The sequence below is a fragment of the Finegoldia sp. P3-F-LR genome (genome assembly GCF_052932165.1).
This window is the reverse complement of sequence record NZ_JBRFJE010000014.1, coordinates 1-17091: the sequence shown is the minus strand read 5'-3', so window position 1 is coordinate 17091 and position 17091 is coordinate 1. Positions and strand designations below refer to the sequence as shown.

Annotated in this window: 17 protein-coding genes; 16 read left to right on the top strand and 1 reads right to left on the bottom strand. The window is 32.8% G+C overall.

The window, feature by feature from the left end; genetic code table 11:
- The first annotated feature begins 283 nt into the window (after positions 1–283).
- The 7 genes from ACU68U_RS06385 to ACU68U_RS06355 all read left to right on the top strand — a co-directional run bounded on the left by ACU68U_RS06385 (position 284) and on the right by ACU68U_RS06355 (position 7942).
- Entirely contained in the window at positions 284–1936 is a 1653-nt protein-coding gene (locus ACU68U_RS06385) for a peptide ABC transporter substrate-binding protein (protein ID WP_446762963.1), read from the top strand.
- A 72-nt stretch (positions 1937–2008) separates the two neighbouring features.
- A complete protein-coding gene (locus ACU68U_RS06380; protein WP_094202792.1) occupies positions 2009–2935 on the top strand; it encodes an ABC transporter permease in 927 nt (308 codons plus the stop codon).
- A 9-nt stretch (positions 2936–2944) separates the two neighbouring features.
- Entirely contained in the window at positions 2945–3862 is a 918-nt protein-coding gene (locus ACU68U_RS06375) for an ABC transporter permease (RefSeq protein ID WP_446762962.1), read from the top strand.
- 11 nt (positions 3863–3873) lie between these two features.
- Entirely contained in the window at positions 3874–5109 is a 1236-nt protein-coding gene (locus ACU68U_RS06370) for an ABC transporter ATP-binding protein (protein WP_156849691.1), read from the top strand.
- Positions 5110–5118: 9 nt separating this feature from the next.
- Complete coding sequence (locus tag ACU68U_RS06365; protein ID WP_446762961.1) at positions 5119–6294, top strand: ABC transporter ATP-binding protein; 1176 nt, start codon at positions 5119–5121, stop codon at positions 6292–6294.
- A gap of 149 nt (positions 6295–6443) precedes the next feature.
- Positions 6444–7088: an HAD hydrolase-like protein gene (locus tag ACU68U_RS06360; protein ID WP_446762960.1), complete on the top strand. Its 645-nt coding sequence runs from the start codon at positions 6444–6446 to the stop codon at positions 7086–7088.
- Positions 7089–7093: 5 nt separating this feature from the next.
- Complete coding sequence (locus ACU68U_RS06355; protein WP_094204015.1) at positions 7094–7942, top strand: aminoglycoside 6-adenylyltransferase; 849 nt, start codon at positions 7094–7096, stop codon at positions 7940–7942.
- A 29-nt stretch (positions 7943–7971) separates the two neighbouring features.
- Here the strand turns inward: ACU68U_RS06355 and ACU68U_RS06350 are convergent, their stop codons facing one another.
- Positions 7972–8343 carry a DUF6483 family protein gene (locus tag ACU68U_RS06350; RefSeq protein WP_094206082.1) on the bottom strand — a complete coding sequence of 124 codons (372 nt, stop codon included), beginning with the start codon at positions 8341–8343 and terminating at the stop codon, positions 7972–7974.
- Positions 8344–8435: 92 nt separating this feature from the next.
- Between ACU68U_RS06350 and aroF the strand changes: the two genes are divergently transcribed.
- The 9 genes from aroF to ACU68U_RS06305 are packed head-to-tail and all read left to right on the top strand — an operon-like array spanning position 8436 to position 16984.
- Positions 8436–9437 carry a 3-deoxy-7-phosphoheptulonate synthase gene (gene aroF / locus ACU68U_RS06345; RefSeq protein ID WP_446762959.1) on the top strand — a complete coding sequence of 334 codons (1002 nt, stop codon included), beginning with the start codon at positions 8436–8438 and terminating at the stop codon, positions 9435–9437.
- Positions 9425–10456 (top strand): 3-dehydroquinate synthase, encoded by a 1032-nt coding sequence (gene aroB / locus ACU68U_RS06340; protein WP_446762958.1) that lies wholly within the window; start codon positions 9425–9427, stop codon positions 10454–10456. The genes aroF and aroB overlap by 13 nt, the downstream gene beginning before the upstream one ends.
- Positions 10446–11642 (top strand): 3-phosphoshikimate 1-carboxyvinyltransferase, encoded by a 1197-nt coding sequence (locus tag ACU68U_RS06335; protein WP_446762957.1) that lies wholly within the window; start codon positions 10446–10448, stop codon positions 11640–11642. Before aroB ends, ACU68U_RS06335 begins: the two co-directional genes overlap by 11 nt.
- The gene (gene aroC, locus ACU68U_RS06330; RefSeq protein ID WP_446762956.1) at positions 11626–12717 is read left to right on the top strand and encodes a chorismate synthase; all 1092 of its coding nucleotides are present in this window, start codon (positions 11626–11628) and stop codon (positions 12715–12717) included. The genes ACU68U_RS06335 and aroC overlap by 17 nt, the downstream gene beginning before the upstream one ends.
- Positions 12693–12944 carry a chorismate mutase gene (locus ACU68U_RS06325; protein ID WP_094224995.1) on the top strand — a complete coding sequence of 84 codons (252 nt, stop codon included), beginning with the start codon at positions 12693–12695 and terminating at the stop codon, positions 12942–12944. The genes aroC and ACU68U_RS06325 overlap by 25 nt, the downstream gene beginning before the upstream one ends.
- Positions 12941–14152: a shikimate kinase gene (locus ACU68U_RS06320; RefSeq protein WP_154271540.1), complete on the top strand. Its 1212-nt coding sequence runs from the start codon at positions 12941–12943 to the stop codon at positions 14150–14152. Before ACU68U_RS06325 ends, ACU68U_RS06320 begins: the two co-directional genes overlap by 4 nt.
- On the top strand, positions 14133–14561 hold the full coding sequence (gene aroQ / locus ACU68U_RS06315; protein ID WP_094207468.1) for a type II 3-dehydroquinate dehydratase: 429 nt from the start codon (positions 14133–14135) through the stop codon (positions 14559–14561). The genes ACU68U_RS06320 and aroQ overlap by 20 nt, the downstream gene beginning before the upstream one ends.
- A gap of 28 nt (positions 14562–14589) precedes the next feature.
- Complete coding sequence (locus ACU68U_RS06310; RefSeq protein WP_035109109.1) at positions 14590–15633, top strand: ribonucleotide-diphosphate reductase subunit beta; 1044 nt, start codon at positions 14590–14592, stop codon at positions 15631–15633.
- A 52-nt stretch (positions 15634–15685) separates the two neighbouring features.
- On the top strand, positions 15686–16984 hold the full coding sequence (locus ACU68U_RS06305) for a coproporphyrinogen III oxidase (RefSeq protein WP_446762955.1): 1299 nt from the start codon (positions 15686–15688) through the stop codon (positions 16982–16984).
- Positions 16985–17091: the final 107 nt, after the last annotated feature.

Below are 17091 nucleotides of genomic sequence, written 5' to 3'. Positions count from 1 at the left end.
GAAAACAATATTTCAACAAAATAGCGATTATTACGAAATGTCTACAATTAAGCAAAGATAAATTAAAACGAAAAATTAAAAAAAAATCTGAGCAAGACAATAAAATAACAATTTAATATTAAAATATTTTGAAAAAACGATGTTTATGTTATCATTTTCATAAATTCATGTTATAATGAAATTACGAAAAACGTGAAGACTAGAACTTATATATTTTCAAATATGTATTCACGATTAATTCGGATTTTCTCATATGATTAAAATATTTAAGGAGGAATTGTAAATGAGAAACAAGAAAAGGTTTGTTGCCTTGATGTTAGCCGGCCTTATGGTTGCTGGTACAGCATGTGGAAATGGAGGCTCAAAAGGTGGAGAAAAAGGAGAAAACACAGTATATAATACTTTCTTAAGTGCAGACCCTGACTCTATCGATGCTCAAAAAGGTAGCGACAGCTATGGTAATACAGTTGTTAATAACGTATATGAACCACTTATCAGATTGGTTCAAAATGATGACTTAACATTGAAACCAGAAGCAGCAGCAGCCAAAGAATGGAAAGTATCTGAAGATGCTATGACTTACACATTCACATTACGTGATGGTTTAAAATGGGAAGATGGTCAACCATTAACAGCAAAAGACTTTGAATATGGTATTAAAAGAACTGTAGACCCTAAGACAGGTTCTGGTTCATCATTCTTATTAGCTGATATCGCTAACTTCCAAGAAGTTAACGAAGGAAAAGCTCCATTAGATAAATTAGGAGTTAAAGCTATTGATGATAAAACATTAGAAATTAAATTGGGCGCTCCAGCACAATATTTCATTAACATCGTACCTTTCAGAGTATGTTTCCCACAAAGAAAAGACATAGTTGAAAAACACGGTGAACAATTCGGTTCTGAAGCTAATACAATAGTAGGTTGCGGACCTTTCAAATTAACTGAATGGACTCACAACTCTAAGTTGGTTCTTGAAAAGAACCCAGACTACTGGAACAAAGACAATGTTAAATTAGAAAAAGTTAACTTAAGAGTTATCACTGATACAAACACAATGATGAACGCTTTCCAATCTGGAGAAGTTATGAGTGTAAGTACAAACAAACCAGAATGGACTTCTAAGTTCGATAAGAGAGAAGGAACTAAGACTGAAAAAATTGATATTCCAGCAGTAGATTACTTCGCAGTTAACCACCAAGATAAGTTATTTAAGAACAAAAAAGTTAGACAAGCATTCAACATCGCTTTAGACAGAGAAGGCTTCAACGAAACAGTTCTTAAAGGAAAATCAGCTCCAGCTTATTTCTGGGTACCAAAAGCTATTACAATTGAAGATTTGAAATACAGAGAAATGGCTGGTAACCCTGTTAAAGAAATGGCTGACAAATTAGGCGATCCAAAAGCTTTATTATCTGAAGGTCTTAAAGAATTGGGAATGGATCCAGATCCATCTAAATTAGAAGTAAGCTTAATTATGACTAACTCACCAGACTTGAAAAAATACGGTGAATATTTCCAACAAAACTTCCAAAACAAACTTGGTGTTAAGGTTAAATTGGAAATGATGGAATGGGCTATCCTTTCTGGTAAAATCAATAAAGGTAATTACCAAATGGGTTATTTAGCATGGACTGCTGACTACAACCACCCATCAGCAATGATGTCTCTATTCACTTCAAGTGCTAACGCAGTTAGAACTGGATGGAAGAGCGATGAATATGATAAATTAATCAGAGACGCTGCCAAAGAAAAAGACAAAAACAAACAAGTAGAATTATATAAGAAAGCTGAACAAATCCTAGCTGATGAAACAGTTATTATTCCAATAATTTCTGGTACTACTAATATGTACTATCAAGACTATGTAAAACATATTAACGTAAATCAATTCTCAACAGCAGGATTCAAAGACACTTATTTAGAAAAAAAATAAAATAACTAGTAGCAAATGGCAGGCTGTTACAAATAATTTGTAACAGCCTACTAATTGTATATAGGAGGACTCATGTTAAAATATCTTATAAAGAGAATCTTGTATATGGTGCTTACATTATTTGTAATCACAACAGCAACATTCTTCTTGATGCATAATATTCAAGGGGATCCATTGTCTGCTATGGGTAAAACTCTTCCAGAGCAAACAATCAAAAACTACAAGGCTAGATACGGTTTGGATAAACCAGTATCAACACAATATGCAATATTTTTAAAAAATGCATTGCATGGAGACTTAGGTGCTTCATACAAATATCCAGGTAGAGAAGTTAAGACTACAATAGCTCAAACCGCTCCAGTATCTGGAAGAATTGGTGGACAAGCCATGGTAATAGGTATTACTATTGGTATTATTTTTGGTATTCTTGCGGCATTAAACAGGGGTAAAGTGCCAGATTATATTATCAGTGTATTGGCTATTTTGGGTATTACGATACCTGTATTTATTTTGGGGGCTCTTTTACAATACGCTTTCGCAGTAAAACTAAACTGGTTTCCAACATCAGGATATGGAGACGAAATCAAGTATACAATTTTGCCTTCAATAGCATTATGCTTTGGCTCAATAGCTACTTATGCTAGATACATGAGAAGTAATGTATTGGAAGTTTTAAACGAAGACTACATACTAACTGCAAAAGCAAAAGGTGTATCAGGCTTCAATGTAATTAGAAAACACGTATTCAGAAATGCTATACTTCCTATCATCACAATAATAGCTCCACAAATCGTTGGTATTTTTACAGGATCTTTCATTATTGAAAGTATGTATTCTATACCAGGTTTAGGAAGTTACTTTGTAAACTCTATAACTGCCAGAGATTATCCTATGATTATAGGTACAACAATTTTCTATGCATTCTTGTTCTTAATCTCTCAATTAGTTGTAGATATATTATACGGAATAGCAGATCCAAGAATTAAAATTGTAGATTAGGGGATTAGTATGGAAAAAATAGATCAAAGCAAATTTCAAAGACTTTCAGATGAAGATAGAACATCTGAATTTATAGCAAGACCTGTAGTTACATACTGGTCTGACGCTTGGAGAAGATTTAAAGAAAACAAGGCAGCCTTAGTTGCATTCATTATATTAGTATTTTTAGTTGTAATGGTTATCATCGGACCGATGCTAACGGGATATTCTCACGAAGATTTAGTAGGAGAAATTAACTTATCACCAAGCTCAAAATTCTGGTTCGGTACTGACGAACTTGGAAGAGATATATTCACAAGAATTTGGAGAGGTGGTAGAATTTCCATCATAATAGGTCTTGCAGGTGCTATTATTGGTACTGTAATTGGTTCTATTTATGGTGCAGCTTCTGCGTTCTTTGGCGGAAGAGTTGATACAATTATGATGAGAATTGTAGAAATTTTGATTTCTATACCTTACCTATTATTAGTAATCATTTTAAGATTGGCTTTAAACTCAAATGGTGTAGGAACACTTATTTTAGCCATGACTATCACAGGATGGTGTGGTCTTGCAAGACTTGTAAGAGGTCAAATTCTTTCATTAAAAGAACAAGACTATATCATGGCAGCTCGTGTATTAGGAGTAAGCAACAAAGATATCATTATCAAACACCTTATTCCAAATACTTTGAACGTAATACTTGTATCAATTTCATTTGATATTCCAGGATATATATTCGGTGAAGCTTTCTTAAGTTACTTAGGACTTGGTGTACAACCTCCAGAAACTTCTTGGGGACTTATGTGTTCACAAGCTCAACAAGTATTCCAATTTTATCCTTATCAATTGTTTTTCCCAGCTCTAATGATCGGGTTAACAATGCTTTCATTTACTTTGTTAGGTGATGGTTTGAGAGATGCGCTTGACCCTAACCTTAGACAGTAGGAGGAAAAAACATGAGCAAGAATAAATACAAAGATGTAGATGAATTAAAAAAAGAACAAAACCTTTCAGAAGAAACATTAGTTGAAGAAACTGTAATTAATGAAAATAATGAAGTAGAAACTACAACTAAATATGTTTCCTCTGAAGTTGTAGAAGATAAACTTAACGAAGAAAAAAATATGAACGAAAAACAAAATTTATCAGAAGAACTTACAAGAACTGCTAGAGTAGAAAAAGATTATACTAACAGACCAAAAGTAATTGAAGTAGATAACTTAAACGTATCTTTCAATACTTATGCTGGTGAAGTAAAGGCTGTAAGAGGTGTAAGCTTTGACATCTACGATGGTGAAGCTTTGGCTTTAGTAGGTGAATCTGGATGCGGTAAAACAGTAGTAAGTAAATCTATACTTCAAATTTTACCTCAATCAGCAGTTATCAAAGAACCATCTTCAATTAAATATATGAATGAAGAAGTTCTTAACATGGATAAGAAGAGATTAAGAGAATATAAGGGTTCTGATGTATCAATGATTTTCCAAGACCCTATGACTTCACTTAACCCAACTATGAAAATAGGTAAACAAATTACAGAATCTCTTTTATTGCACACTGATTTATCAAAAGATGAAGCTAAAAAAGAAGCTGTTAAATTGTTAAAGACTGTAAATATTCCTAACGCTGAAGAACGTGTTAAACAATATCCACACGAATTATCAGGTGGTATGAGACAAAGAGTTATGATTGCCATAGCATTGGCATGTAACCCTAATGTAATCTTGGCTGACGAACCAACTACAGCACTTGATGTAACTATTCAAGCACAAATCTTGGATTTGATGAGAGAATTAAGAGATACTAAAAATACTTCTATAGTATTGGTAACTCACGATTTAGGTGTAGTAGCTGACTTTGCAGACAGAATTCAAGTAATGTATGCCGGTGAAATCATGGAAACTGGTACAGTACAAGAAATATTTAAAGATGCACATCACCCATATACATGGGCATTGTTGATGAGCGTTCCAAGACTTGATTCATCAAAAGACAATGAATTGTATTCATTAGGTGGAACGCCACCAGATTTATTGATGGAAATTCCGGGATGTCCATTTGCAGCAAGATGTGATTATGCAATGCAAATTTGTAGAGAAAAGAAACCACCTGAAACAAGATACTCAGATCATCATGTTTGCAGATGTTGGTTAACACACGAACAAGCACCAAAAGTTGAAAGACCTTATTAGGAGTGAATTATGTCAGAAACTAACGTTATTAAAGATAAAAACATAGATTATTCAAACAGAGAAGTGCTTGTTGAATTAGAAAACTTAGATAAGTTTTTCAAAGTTGGTAAAAACAAGACTTTAAAAGCTGTTGAAAATGTAAATTTGAAAATATATAAAGGGGAAACTTTCGGACTTGTAGGAGAATCTGGATGTGGTAAAACTACATGCGGAAGAACAGTTATTAACTTATATGAACCTACAAATGGTAAAGTTATATATGAAGGAAAAGATATCACAAAGTTGAGCGGTAAAGAAAAACAATCTTTCAAGAAAAAAGCTCAAATGATTTTCCAAGACCCATACTCATCACTTGACTCTAAGATGACTATTGGTGATATCATTGGAGAAGGTATCAGAGTTCACTTCCCTGAAATGCAAGAAAAAGATATTCAAAACAGAATTACTGAATTATTAAAAACTGTAGGACTTAACGCTGAACACGGAGCTAGATTCCCACACGAATTATCTGGTGGACAAAGACAAAGAATTGGTATTGCCAGAGCTTTAGCAGTAAAACCAGAATTTATCGTATGTGATGAACCTATCTCAGCGCTTGATGTAAGTATTCAAGCACAAGTTGTTAACTTACTTATTGAATTACAAAGAGAAAAGAAATTAACTTATTTGTTTATTTCTCACGATTTATCAATGGTAAAACACATTTCAGATAGAATAGGCGTAATGTATTTAGGTAGTATGGTAGAAGTATCTTCAAACACTAAGATTTATAATCAACCACTTCACCCTTATACTAAAGCATTGATTTCTGCAATTCCTATTCCAGATCCTGATGTTTCAAGCGAAGGACGTGTTAAATTACAAGGTGAAATTCCTTCACCAATTAATGCACCAGAAGGATGTAAATTCTGTACAAGATGTAACTATGCAATGGAAATCTGTAAAACTGATAGACCAGTTCTACAAGAAATTGCTGATAAGCACTTTGTAGCTTGCCACTTATTCGATAAAGGATTGGATGAAGGTATAAGGGCTATGAAAGAACAAGATGCTAAACTTAGTCGTGCACCACGATCTGAAGTTCAAGAATATGTTGAAGAAACAACAGCTGAACAAGAAATGGGCAAGAGATTAGATGATGAAGTACAAGCTAGAAATATCGACTCTACAGGAATGACAAAATAAATTATATTCCCCGCCATGTGCGGGGTTTTGTTTTGCCCAAAATTCAAACACAAAAACAAATATATGATAAAATAATCATTGGTGTTAAAATTAATTTATAATTACACCACAGTAAATTTGCTGTGATATAATAAATCGAGAGGGGAATCATGATTAAAAATATAATATTTGATCTTGATGGTACTATTACGAATTCTTATGAGGGAATTGTAAATGCTGTTAAGTTTAGTTTGGATAAAGTAAATTTCAAATACGATGAAAGTAAGCTTATATCTTTTATAGGACCACCTTTAAAAGACAGTTATACGGAGTTGGGATTTAGTGAAACTGAATCCAAAGAAAGAATTGAAGATTTCAGGGATTATTATTTCAAAAAAGGTATGAAAGAAATGGAACTCTACGATGGAATTGTAGAAACTATACACAAATTTTATGATGAAGGATATAAAATTTATTTGGCTACAAGTAAAGTTGAATCTTCAGCTAGGAAAATTTTATCAGATAATAATTTGTTGAAATATTTTTCATATACTGCTGGGGCGACTATGGATCAATCAAGAGTAGAGAAGGAAGATGTAATAGCTTATTTGATAGATAAAACTGGTATAAATCCAGAAGAATCGATTATGGTTGGAGATAGACATCACGATATCGAAGGGGCAAGACTTAACAATATTAAAGCAATTGCTGCAGGATATGGATTTGGAAATGCAGAGGAATATAAAAATGCGGTTTTTGTTGCAGGTAATCCAATTGATGTGTATAAATTTGTGATTAATCAAAATGATAGGTGATTTGAATGGTTAATAATATTAAAAATACGGTTATGGAATTTTCAAAAGAAAATGAAGAAGTTAGAAGTCTTATTGAAACGGGAAGAAGACTTAATCCTACTTTAAAAAAGGACGAAAACACAGATTATCATTTTGTTTTCGGAGTAAGTGATTTTGAAAAGTTTAAGGATTCACACTTCATTGAAAGTTTATTCGGTGATGTGTTAATGTTAGAAAAATCTGACAAATTAACCTACACAAATAAAATTAATCCTCACAATATCAGCTACACTATTGTGCTTAATGATATTTCTAAAATCAGAATATTTTTCATTAAGGAAAACACGATGCAAGCTTATATTAATGAAGATAGCCAAGCGGAAATTTTAGTAGACAAAGACCAAGTTTTAGTTGGCAATAGTACCAAATCAGATGTTTGTTTCAGACAATTAAAGCCAACTAAGCATGAATTTGAATCACTAGTCAATCAGATGTTCATTAATTCGTTAAATGTTGCGAAAGGTTTGTACAGAAAAGAAGAAATCTACGCCATTCAAATGTTTTATCATGTCAGAGAGAACGTAGATAAAATGACGGGTTACTATATTGGTAGTAATTACGACTTCAATGTTAATATAGGATACAATTACGAATATATCAAGACTTATCTTCCAAAAGATCATTATGAAAGATATTTGCAAACATATCCACTTCCTGAAATAGAGAATCTGTGGAGTACATTGTTCAAATCGTGTGACCTTTTTAGAAAACAAGGACTTCATGTCGCAGAGCTTCTGGGATATGAATATCCTAAGAGAGTTGACCGTGATATAATGCAAAAAATTAGAGATATATGGCAAAGATCATACGATTAAAAAAACTGGTTTATAAAAACCAGCTTTTTTTATCCCTTGAATATTTCCAAACCAAACATATCACACATATCGTTTAATCCTTGTAGGATTTCGTCACGACTGTAGTTTGATTTTTGAAGTTTTTCATCTGAAAGTCCTTTTAATTTGTCATAAAATCTCGTTGCGATTGTTGCATACATAAGATTATTTGTTTCTAGCTTTTCGAACAAAATATTTTCAGCATCGTTAATTCTATCTTCTTCGATTAGATTTTCCAACAATCTTTCAAATTCGAACGAATCTTTTTGGTATTGTTCATTCTCATTTAATTTTCTATTTGTTTCCATATCTGTAAATAATTTTTGCAAAAATTCACTGACCACATTGATTTGTTTTAGTAGCCAATCGTTTGATTCTATCATATTATCACTCTTTCTAAATTTCTCTACTTATATTATACTAAATTTTCAAGTTTTGATATACTATTAATAGAATAAGATTATCGGAGAAAATTATGATTGTAAAATTAAAAAGAAATCCTAACGAAAAGGAAGTAAAAAAACTAATAGATTTTTTAAATGAACAAAACGTCAGAGTTGATGAGACTGTTGGCGATAGATACACGATTATTTCTTTAATAGGAGATACCTCAAGCATTGATGAGAAGCTAATATCACGCTTTGATATTGTGGACAAGGTTATTAGAATAGAAGAACCTTTTAGTAAGGCAAACAAAAAATACCATCCACAACCTAAAATTGTCGATGTCGATGGTGTAAAAATAGGTGACGGAAATTTCTGCGTGATGGCAGGGCCATGTTCTGTTGAAAGCGAGGAACAGATTATTACCATTGCTAAAAGCGTGAAGGAAAACGGAGCAAATATCCTTAGAGGAGGAGCTTTTAAGCCTAGATCCTCGCCTTATGCTTTCCAAGGATTAGGCAGAAAGGGAATCGATTTGTTAATCCAGGCAAAAAAAGAAACTGGACTTCCAATTATTACAGAGATAATGGATTTGTCTGATTTGGATTATTTCAACGATGTCGATATGTTGCAAGTTGGAGCTAGAAATATGCAAAATTATTCCTTGCTTAAAGAGTTGGGACATTCAGATAAGCCAATTTTACTAAAGAGAGGTTTGAGTGCTACTTACAAGGAATGGATAATGAGCGCAGAGTACATTATGACTGGTGGCAACGAAAATGTCGTATTGTGTGAGAGAGGAATTCGAACTTTTGAAAATTACACTAGAAATACATTGGATATTTCTGCTATTTCTGTGATGAAGGAATTGTCACAACTTCCTATTATAATGGATCCATCACACGCGAGTGGTAAATACACTTTGATAGAACCGCTATCACTTGCATCGACTGCGGCAGGTTGCGATGGACTTATGATTGAAGTGCACAACGATCCAGAAAATGCGCTAAGCGACGGGCCACAATCTGTCACTTGCGAAAGATTTAGAACAATAATGAGAAAAGTAAGGAAATTAAGGCAATGTATTCAGTAATAAATGTCAAAAATTACGATCTAATAGTTGGACTTGATGCTTTAAATCAATCGCGTGATTATTTGAAAGATTTTATAAAATCAAAGGCAATTATTATTACTGATGAAAATGTAGATAGGTATCACCACAAAACATTGGATATTTTATTAGATGAATTGGAGATTGAACATGAATTTTACGTTATAAAACCAGGAGAATCTTCCAAAAGTTTATTAGAGTACGAAAAAATAATGACTTACATGAGTATGTCTTATCACAGAAATGACACTGTGATTGCTTTTGGTGGAGGAGTCGTTGGAGATTTGGCTGGTTTTGTAGCTGCGACTTTTATGCGTGGGATTGATTTCATTCAAATTCCTACGACTGTTTTGTCAATGGTAGATTCATCCGTAGGGTCTAAAACTGGGATTGATTTGCCAACTGGGAAAAACTTGATCGGAGCGTTCAAGGATCCAAAGCTTTGCATTATTGATCCACTTTTGTTGAAAACTTTAGACGATTACGTGTTTGAAGATGGTTTCGGGGAAATTATCAAATACGCGATTTGTTTTGATGAAGAATTATTCGACATGATAAGTTCCAAAAGATACACTAAACAAAGCGATTTATCGGAAATTGTGGAGATTTGTGTGAGCATTAAAAAAGAAATCGTGCTCCAAGACAAGTTGGAGCAAAATTTGAGAAGATTATTAAATTACGGGCATACATTGGGACATGCTGTCGAAAAACTGTCGGATTATAATGTTATGCATGGGCATGCCGTGGCTTTCGGAATGAAGTGTATGGCGAAAAAATACAGCAAGGATTACGACAGAATATTGGAAGTTTTGAAAATGTATAATTTGGATGGAAATTACGATTATTCTGAGGAAGATGTGTACGAAGTTAGCCTTCGCGATAAGAAAAACACAAAAGACATGATTAGTTTGATAGTTTCCGAAGAAATCGGAGACTGTACCGTTTTGAGTATGAACAAATCGGATTACAAAAAGGTTTTGAGTGATATTTATGAAGATTAAAACGGACAATTTACGAGGAACAGTGGACGCTATATCTTCCAAATCATTTGCACACAGGTTTTTGATTTTAGCAAGTGTTGCAGATACCGATACAAAAATTATCATTAATGAATTCTCAAACGATATAATGACAACTATTGATTGTTTGAGAAATTTGGGAGTTGAAATCGACATAAACGAAAATGAAGTTACAGTTCATCCTTCGTTTTTTCAAAAAGATGTGTCCGATATAAATGTAAATGATTCGGGTTCAACTTTGAGATTTTTGCTTCCATTGGTTAGCTTCTTATCTCAAAAAACTAACGTAAAATGCACTGGTAGATTACAAGATAGACCGATAAAAGAATTGATGGATCAATTGAAATTATCGGGGCTTACTTTTAGTGAAGATAAACTTCCTTTTACAGTTGATGGAACTTTTCATAAAATTGATTTTGAATTTCCGGGAGATGTGTCCAGCCAATACATCTCTGCGATTATGATGATTGCCCCACTTATTGGTGGCTGTGAAATCAAATTGACATCACGACTTGAATCAACTGGATATATCAAAATCACACAAGAATGTTTGAGATTATTTGGAGTGGAGTCTGAGATTTTGTCTGATAAAGTCATCGTAAAGCCAGGGGCTTTAAAATCACCAGGGAAAATTATCGTAGAAGGAGATTGGTCAAACGCAGCGTTTTTCTTGTGTGCAAATGAGTTGGGTGCAGATATAAACGTTCAGAACTTAAACATGGACTCAGTTCAAGCAGACAGAAAAATAGTTGAATTATTAGAAAAAATAAATAACAACCAACATTACTGTGAAATAGATATATCACAAACGCCAGATTTATTTGTGATTTTGGCAGTGGTTTTGTCTCAAAAATGCGACAAATCAGTCTTAAAAAATGCTAAAAGATTGAGGTTAAAAGAATCGGATAGAATGCAATCAACTTACGATATGTTAAAATCATTCGGCGTAAACTGCAAAATAGACGGAGATGATTTAATAATTTATAAATCAGAAATGAAACCTGCAGTCGTAAATTCTTTTGATGATCACAGAATTGTAATGGCGGCTGCAATAGCATCTATAATTACGAAAGAAGTTGAAATCAAAGATTGGCAAGCTGTGAAGAAATCTTATCCATCGTTTTTTGATGAAATAGAAAGGTTGGTTAGCGATGTCATCGATAGGTAAATTAGTTAAGTTAACTGTGTGGGGAGAGTCTCATGGCTCGATGATTGGTGGCGTGATTGATGGAATTGATCCAGGAATCAAAATAGACTACGAAAAATTGAGAGCACATATGAAAAGAAGATCTCCCGGAAAATCCAACACTACACTTAGAAAAGAATCAGATGAAGTTGAGTTCGTATCGGGGATTTTGAATGATACAACAACGGGTGCTCCACTATCTTTTGTGATTAAAAACTCAGATCATCATTCAAAAGATTACACAAATATTTACAATACTCCAAGGCCATCGCATGCAGACTATCCAGCAACTGTTAGATACAATGGTTTCAACGATATCAATGGAAGTGGACATTTTTCTGGAAGATTGACTGCAGTTATTAACGTGGCAGGATTTATTGCACAAGAAATATTAAAAGAACACGACATACATGTGTTCAGCCATTTGTATTCACTTGGAGATATTGTAGATGAACGATTTGATGATTTAAAATTTACAGACTACAGTTATTTGAAGAATAGGAAAATCGAAGTAATAAACGATGAAATAATTGATAAAATAGATGACAAAATAGAAGAGTTGAGAGATAGAAAAGATTCCGTTGGCTCAAGTGTAGAAACTGTTGTGTATAATTTGAGAGCGGGAGTTGGAGATACGCTTTTTGATTCGATTGAATCTAGATTGTCACAAAGCTATTTTGGAATTGGAGCAGTAAAATCGGTTGAATTTGGTTTGGGCAAATCATTCGACAAATCAAATGCATCTGTTGTGAATGACTGCTATTATATAGAAAGCGAACAAATCAAAACAAAAACGAATTACAACGGTGGAATACTTGGAGGAATTTCGACGGGAATGCCGATAATTTCCTTGGTTACGTTCAAACCACCAGCATCGATTGGAATAACACAAGATACAGTTGATTTGAGAAGTAGAACGAACACTACCTTGACTGTTGAAGGAAGACACGACCCAAGCATTGGTATAAGAGCAGTAAGCGTGATGGAGTCAATCACTGCATTTGTGATTTACGATTTGTTAAAGGAGTATGGATGGAAAGATTTAGAAAAGAAATAGATAAAATTGATTCTGAAATCGCCAGATTATTAGAAAAAAGATTTGAGATTTGTTCTGAAATTGGAGATTTTAAATCAAAGAATAATATTGAAACAGAAGACAAATCGAGAGAAAAGGAAATTTTTGAAAAAATAGAACAAACAAATTTAAAATACCGCGACAATATAAAAGAAGTTGAATCCAAAATTTTACTAGAATCAAAAAAAATTCAGGATAATTTGAAATGAAATACGGATTATTAGGAAAATCTTTAAAGCATAGCTATTCCAAAGAAATTCACGAACTATTAGGATACTACAAATACGAATATTTTGAAGAAGATGATTTGGATAAATTTTTCAAAAGAAAGGATATCAATGGAATCAATGTAACTATTCCTTACAAGGAAGACGTCATAAAATACTTGGACGAAATGAGTGAAGATGCGAAGAAAATTGGATGCGTAAATACGATTAAATTTTCTGATACTATCAAAGGATATAACACCGACATCGACGGAATGGAGTATATGATTAGTCGAATTGTCGATTTGAAAGGTAAAGAAGTCGTGATTTTAGGTGATGGAGCTACTAGCAAAACAGCCGTAGAGTGCGCGAAGAGACTTCAGGCAAGAACTATTAAAGTGATTTCACGAAAAGGTGAGCATAAGTTTGAAGATGTAGATTATTACAAAAAATGCGACGTTCTAATCAACGCAACTCCAGTGGGAATGTATCCGAATAATTTGAAATCAGTTATAAAATTAGGGAAAATCAGACCAGAAGCTGTGTTCGATGTGATTTATAATCCGAACAAAACTTCCCTTTTAATGGATTGCGATAGACTTAAAATTCCAAACGACAATGGTTTGCGAATGCTGGTGTATCAAGCTGTAAAAGCGTGTGAGATTTTTACTTCTAAAAAAATAGACGATGATGTTGTAGAAAATATCGTACAGAAAATTAGAACGAAAAATATGAATATTGCACTGGTTGGAATGCCTGGAAGTGGTAAAAGTACGGTTGCTAAAATCATCGCAAAAAACACTGACAAGAAACTTGTGGATATCGACAAAATCATCACGCAAAGATATGGAAATATTAATGATATATTTGCAGTACAAGGCGAAAAATATTTCAGAAAAATAGAGTCTGAAGTTTTGGAGGAATTTTCCAAAGAAAAGAACTTGGTTATCGCAACTGGGGGAGGGGCTGTAACTGTAAAGAAGAATTTTTATTATCTTCACCAAAATTCAGTTGTTTATTGGATTGACAGACCGAACAGTAAATTATCCAGAAAAAACAGGCCGATTTACAAAACGAATACTATGCGTGAGATTAGACAAAACAGAAATTATTTGTATCGAAGATTCAGTGATAAATATTTCAACAATTACAACGCAAAAACAACTGCCAAATTAATCGTGGAGGATTTCAATGAAACTATATATTATTAATGGACCGAATTTAAATATGCTTGGCATAAGAGAGCCTGAAATTTATGGTAAGCTGACATTACAAGACATTGAATCCAAGATAAACTTATACTGCGCAAAAAATCAAATAGATGTAGAGTTTTATCAATCGAATCATGAAGGAGAAATTGTGGATATTATTCAAAGTGCTTACAAAAAAGCAGATGGAATAATCATCAATCCTGCTGCATACACGCATACTTCTGTTGCTATTTTAGATGCATTGAAAGCTGTAGATGTAGACACAGTTGAGGTGCATTTGTCAGATGTAGATGAAAGAGAGGATTTCAGAAAACTTTCTTATGTATCACTTTTTGCAAAAAAAGTTATCAAAGGAAAAGGTGCAGATGGATATATCGAGGCTATCGATTTTTTCTTAAATAGAATATAATATAGGTATGAAAAATCAAGGAGGAGCAATGGACGAATTACAAAAACGTGGTTTATTTAATGAACACGGAGATATTGAATTATCAAAGAGAAAAATAATTAATGGCAATACTACTAATTTGAACGATTTTAACAACATAAAGTACTCTTGGACAAGTGAATGGTACAGACAAGCTATGAATAACTTCTGGATTCCAGAAGAAATCAACTTGAATCAAGATATCAAAGATTACAGAAATTTATCGGAAGACGAAAAGATTGCTTACGACAAGATTTTATCGTTTTTGATTTACTTGGATAGTTTACAAACTGCACAACTTCCAAATTTGGAAGCATACATCACTGCTAATGAAATAAACTTGTGCTTATCCATTCAAGCATTCCAAGAATCTATTCACTCACAATCTTACAGTTATATTTTGGATACTATTTGTTCTCCAGAAGAAAGAACAGACATTTTATACCAATGGAAAGATGATGAGTTTTTGTTAGAAAGAAACAGATTTATTGGAGATCAATACAACGACTTTTTTGAAGAAAAAAGCGAACGAAATTTCATGAAAGCTCTCATCGCAAATTATATCTTGGAAGGAATTTATTTCTATTCTGGATTTATGTTCTTCTATAATTTGGGAAGAATGGGCAAAATGCCAGGAACTGTACAAGAAATAAGATACATTAATAGAGATGAAAACACTCACTTGTGGTTGTTCAGATCTATGATTTTAGATTTGAAAAAAGAACGTCCAGAATTATTTACTGAAGAAAAAAATGCGCAATACAAAGAAATGATAAAACAAGGCTCAGAAGCTGAAATTGAATGGGCAAAATACGTTATCGGTGAAAAAATCCAAGGGTTGTCTATCAAAATGGTTGAAGATTACATCAAATACTTGGGTAATTTGAGATCAACAGGACTTGGTTTTGGAGTTATCTATCCAGGTTACGAGAGAGAAATTCCTTCAATGAAATGGGTAAGCGAATATTCTGACCCAAATAAAATCAAGACAGATTTCTTCGAAGCAAAACCATCAGCTTATTCTAAGTCAGCGATAATAGAAGACGATTTATAAAATATACCCGGCATTTTTATACAGTAAATGCCGGATTATTTAATTTAAGCATATGAAAATACAATTAGAAGACAAAAGATATCAAAAAGAGTGCATAGATATTTTTACGATATTTGATTCCAAACAAAATCTAGAATTTGGTGAAAGTGATTTTGTCGTAGGAAAAGATTACGTGAGAAAAGATAAGACTTATCCATTTACTACAAGATTAGAATTAAAAAGAATACTCTATACCATATTTTCAAGAAGATACAATTATACAAATGATTGGGGAATATTAACGGGAACGAAACCCTCTAAGATTTTAAAAAATCATACAGACGAAGAATTAAAACAAATGTATTTAATTAATGATGAGAATTTGAAATTACTTAGAGATATCGACGAAGTTCAGTCTAGCTTAGATTTTGATGAGAAAAACTACAACATCTACATCAATATTCCTTTTTGCCCAAGCAGATGCGATTATTGTTCTTTTCCTACTATTGTTTACAAAAACAACGACAGAAGAGAAGAATACTTGGGGTATCTATTAAAAGAAATAACCGAAGTCTCAAAAAATATCGACAAAAACATAATTAAAACAATTTATGTTGGAGGTGGAACTCCGACTAGTTTGGACTACACAATGCTAGAAAAATTATTGAAAGTTATTGAAAACTGTTTTGTGTCAGAAAACTTGGTTGAATATACATTTGAAGCTGGACGAGAAGATAGCTTGGACTTTGACAAGTTAAAATTGTTAAAAAAGTACAACGTGACAAGAATTAGCTTGAACCCACAAACTTTTAACGAAAAAGCACTGAAAGCTATGGGAAGGATTCAAAATAATGAGAACTTACTTGATTTGTACACTCAAGCCAAAAACTTGGGATTTGTGATAAATATGGATTTCATACTTGGATTATTGTACGATGATGTGAAAAATACAGAAGAAAATCTGGGAATTTTAAAAGAACTACAACCTGATAATATAACTTTTCACACACTGTCGATAAAAAATGGAAGTAAGTACTCACAACAATACGACAAGGGAAATTTTGCAGAAAATATTGCTGAGAAACAAATGCAATTGGTAAAAAAGTGGACATTTCAAAATAATTACCGTCCGTATTATTTATATCGTCAGAAAAATATTCTGAATAATATGGAAAATATCGGCTATTGCAGAGATATTCCTTCCAGATACAATATCGTAATCAATGAAGAATTAGAAAGCATAATTGGATTTGGAATGACTGCTAATTCTAAAATCATAAAAGATGATATAATAAAATACACAAACTACAAAAATTTAAGAGATTATTCAGAAAAATTAGACGAAATGATAAAAAGAAAGACTAACTATTAAAAGTCAAGAGGTGAAACAAAGAAAATATAAGTAATGATATTGATAAAAACTGAATAAAAATAAGCATGAAAAAGCACCCTAAAGTTTAAGATTAAAAATAGGGTAAG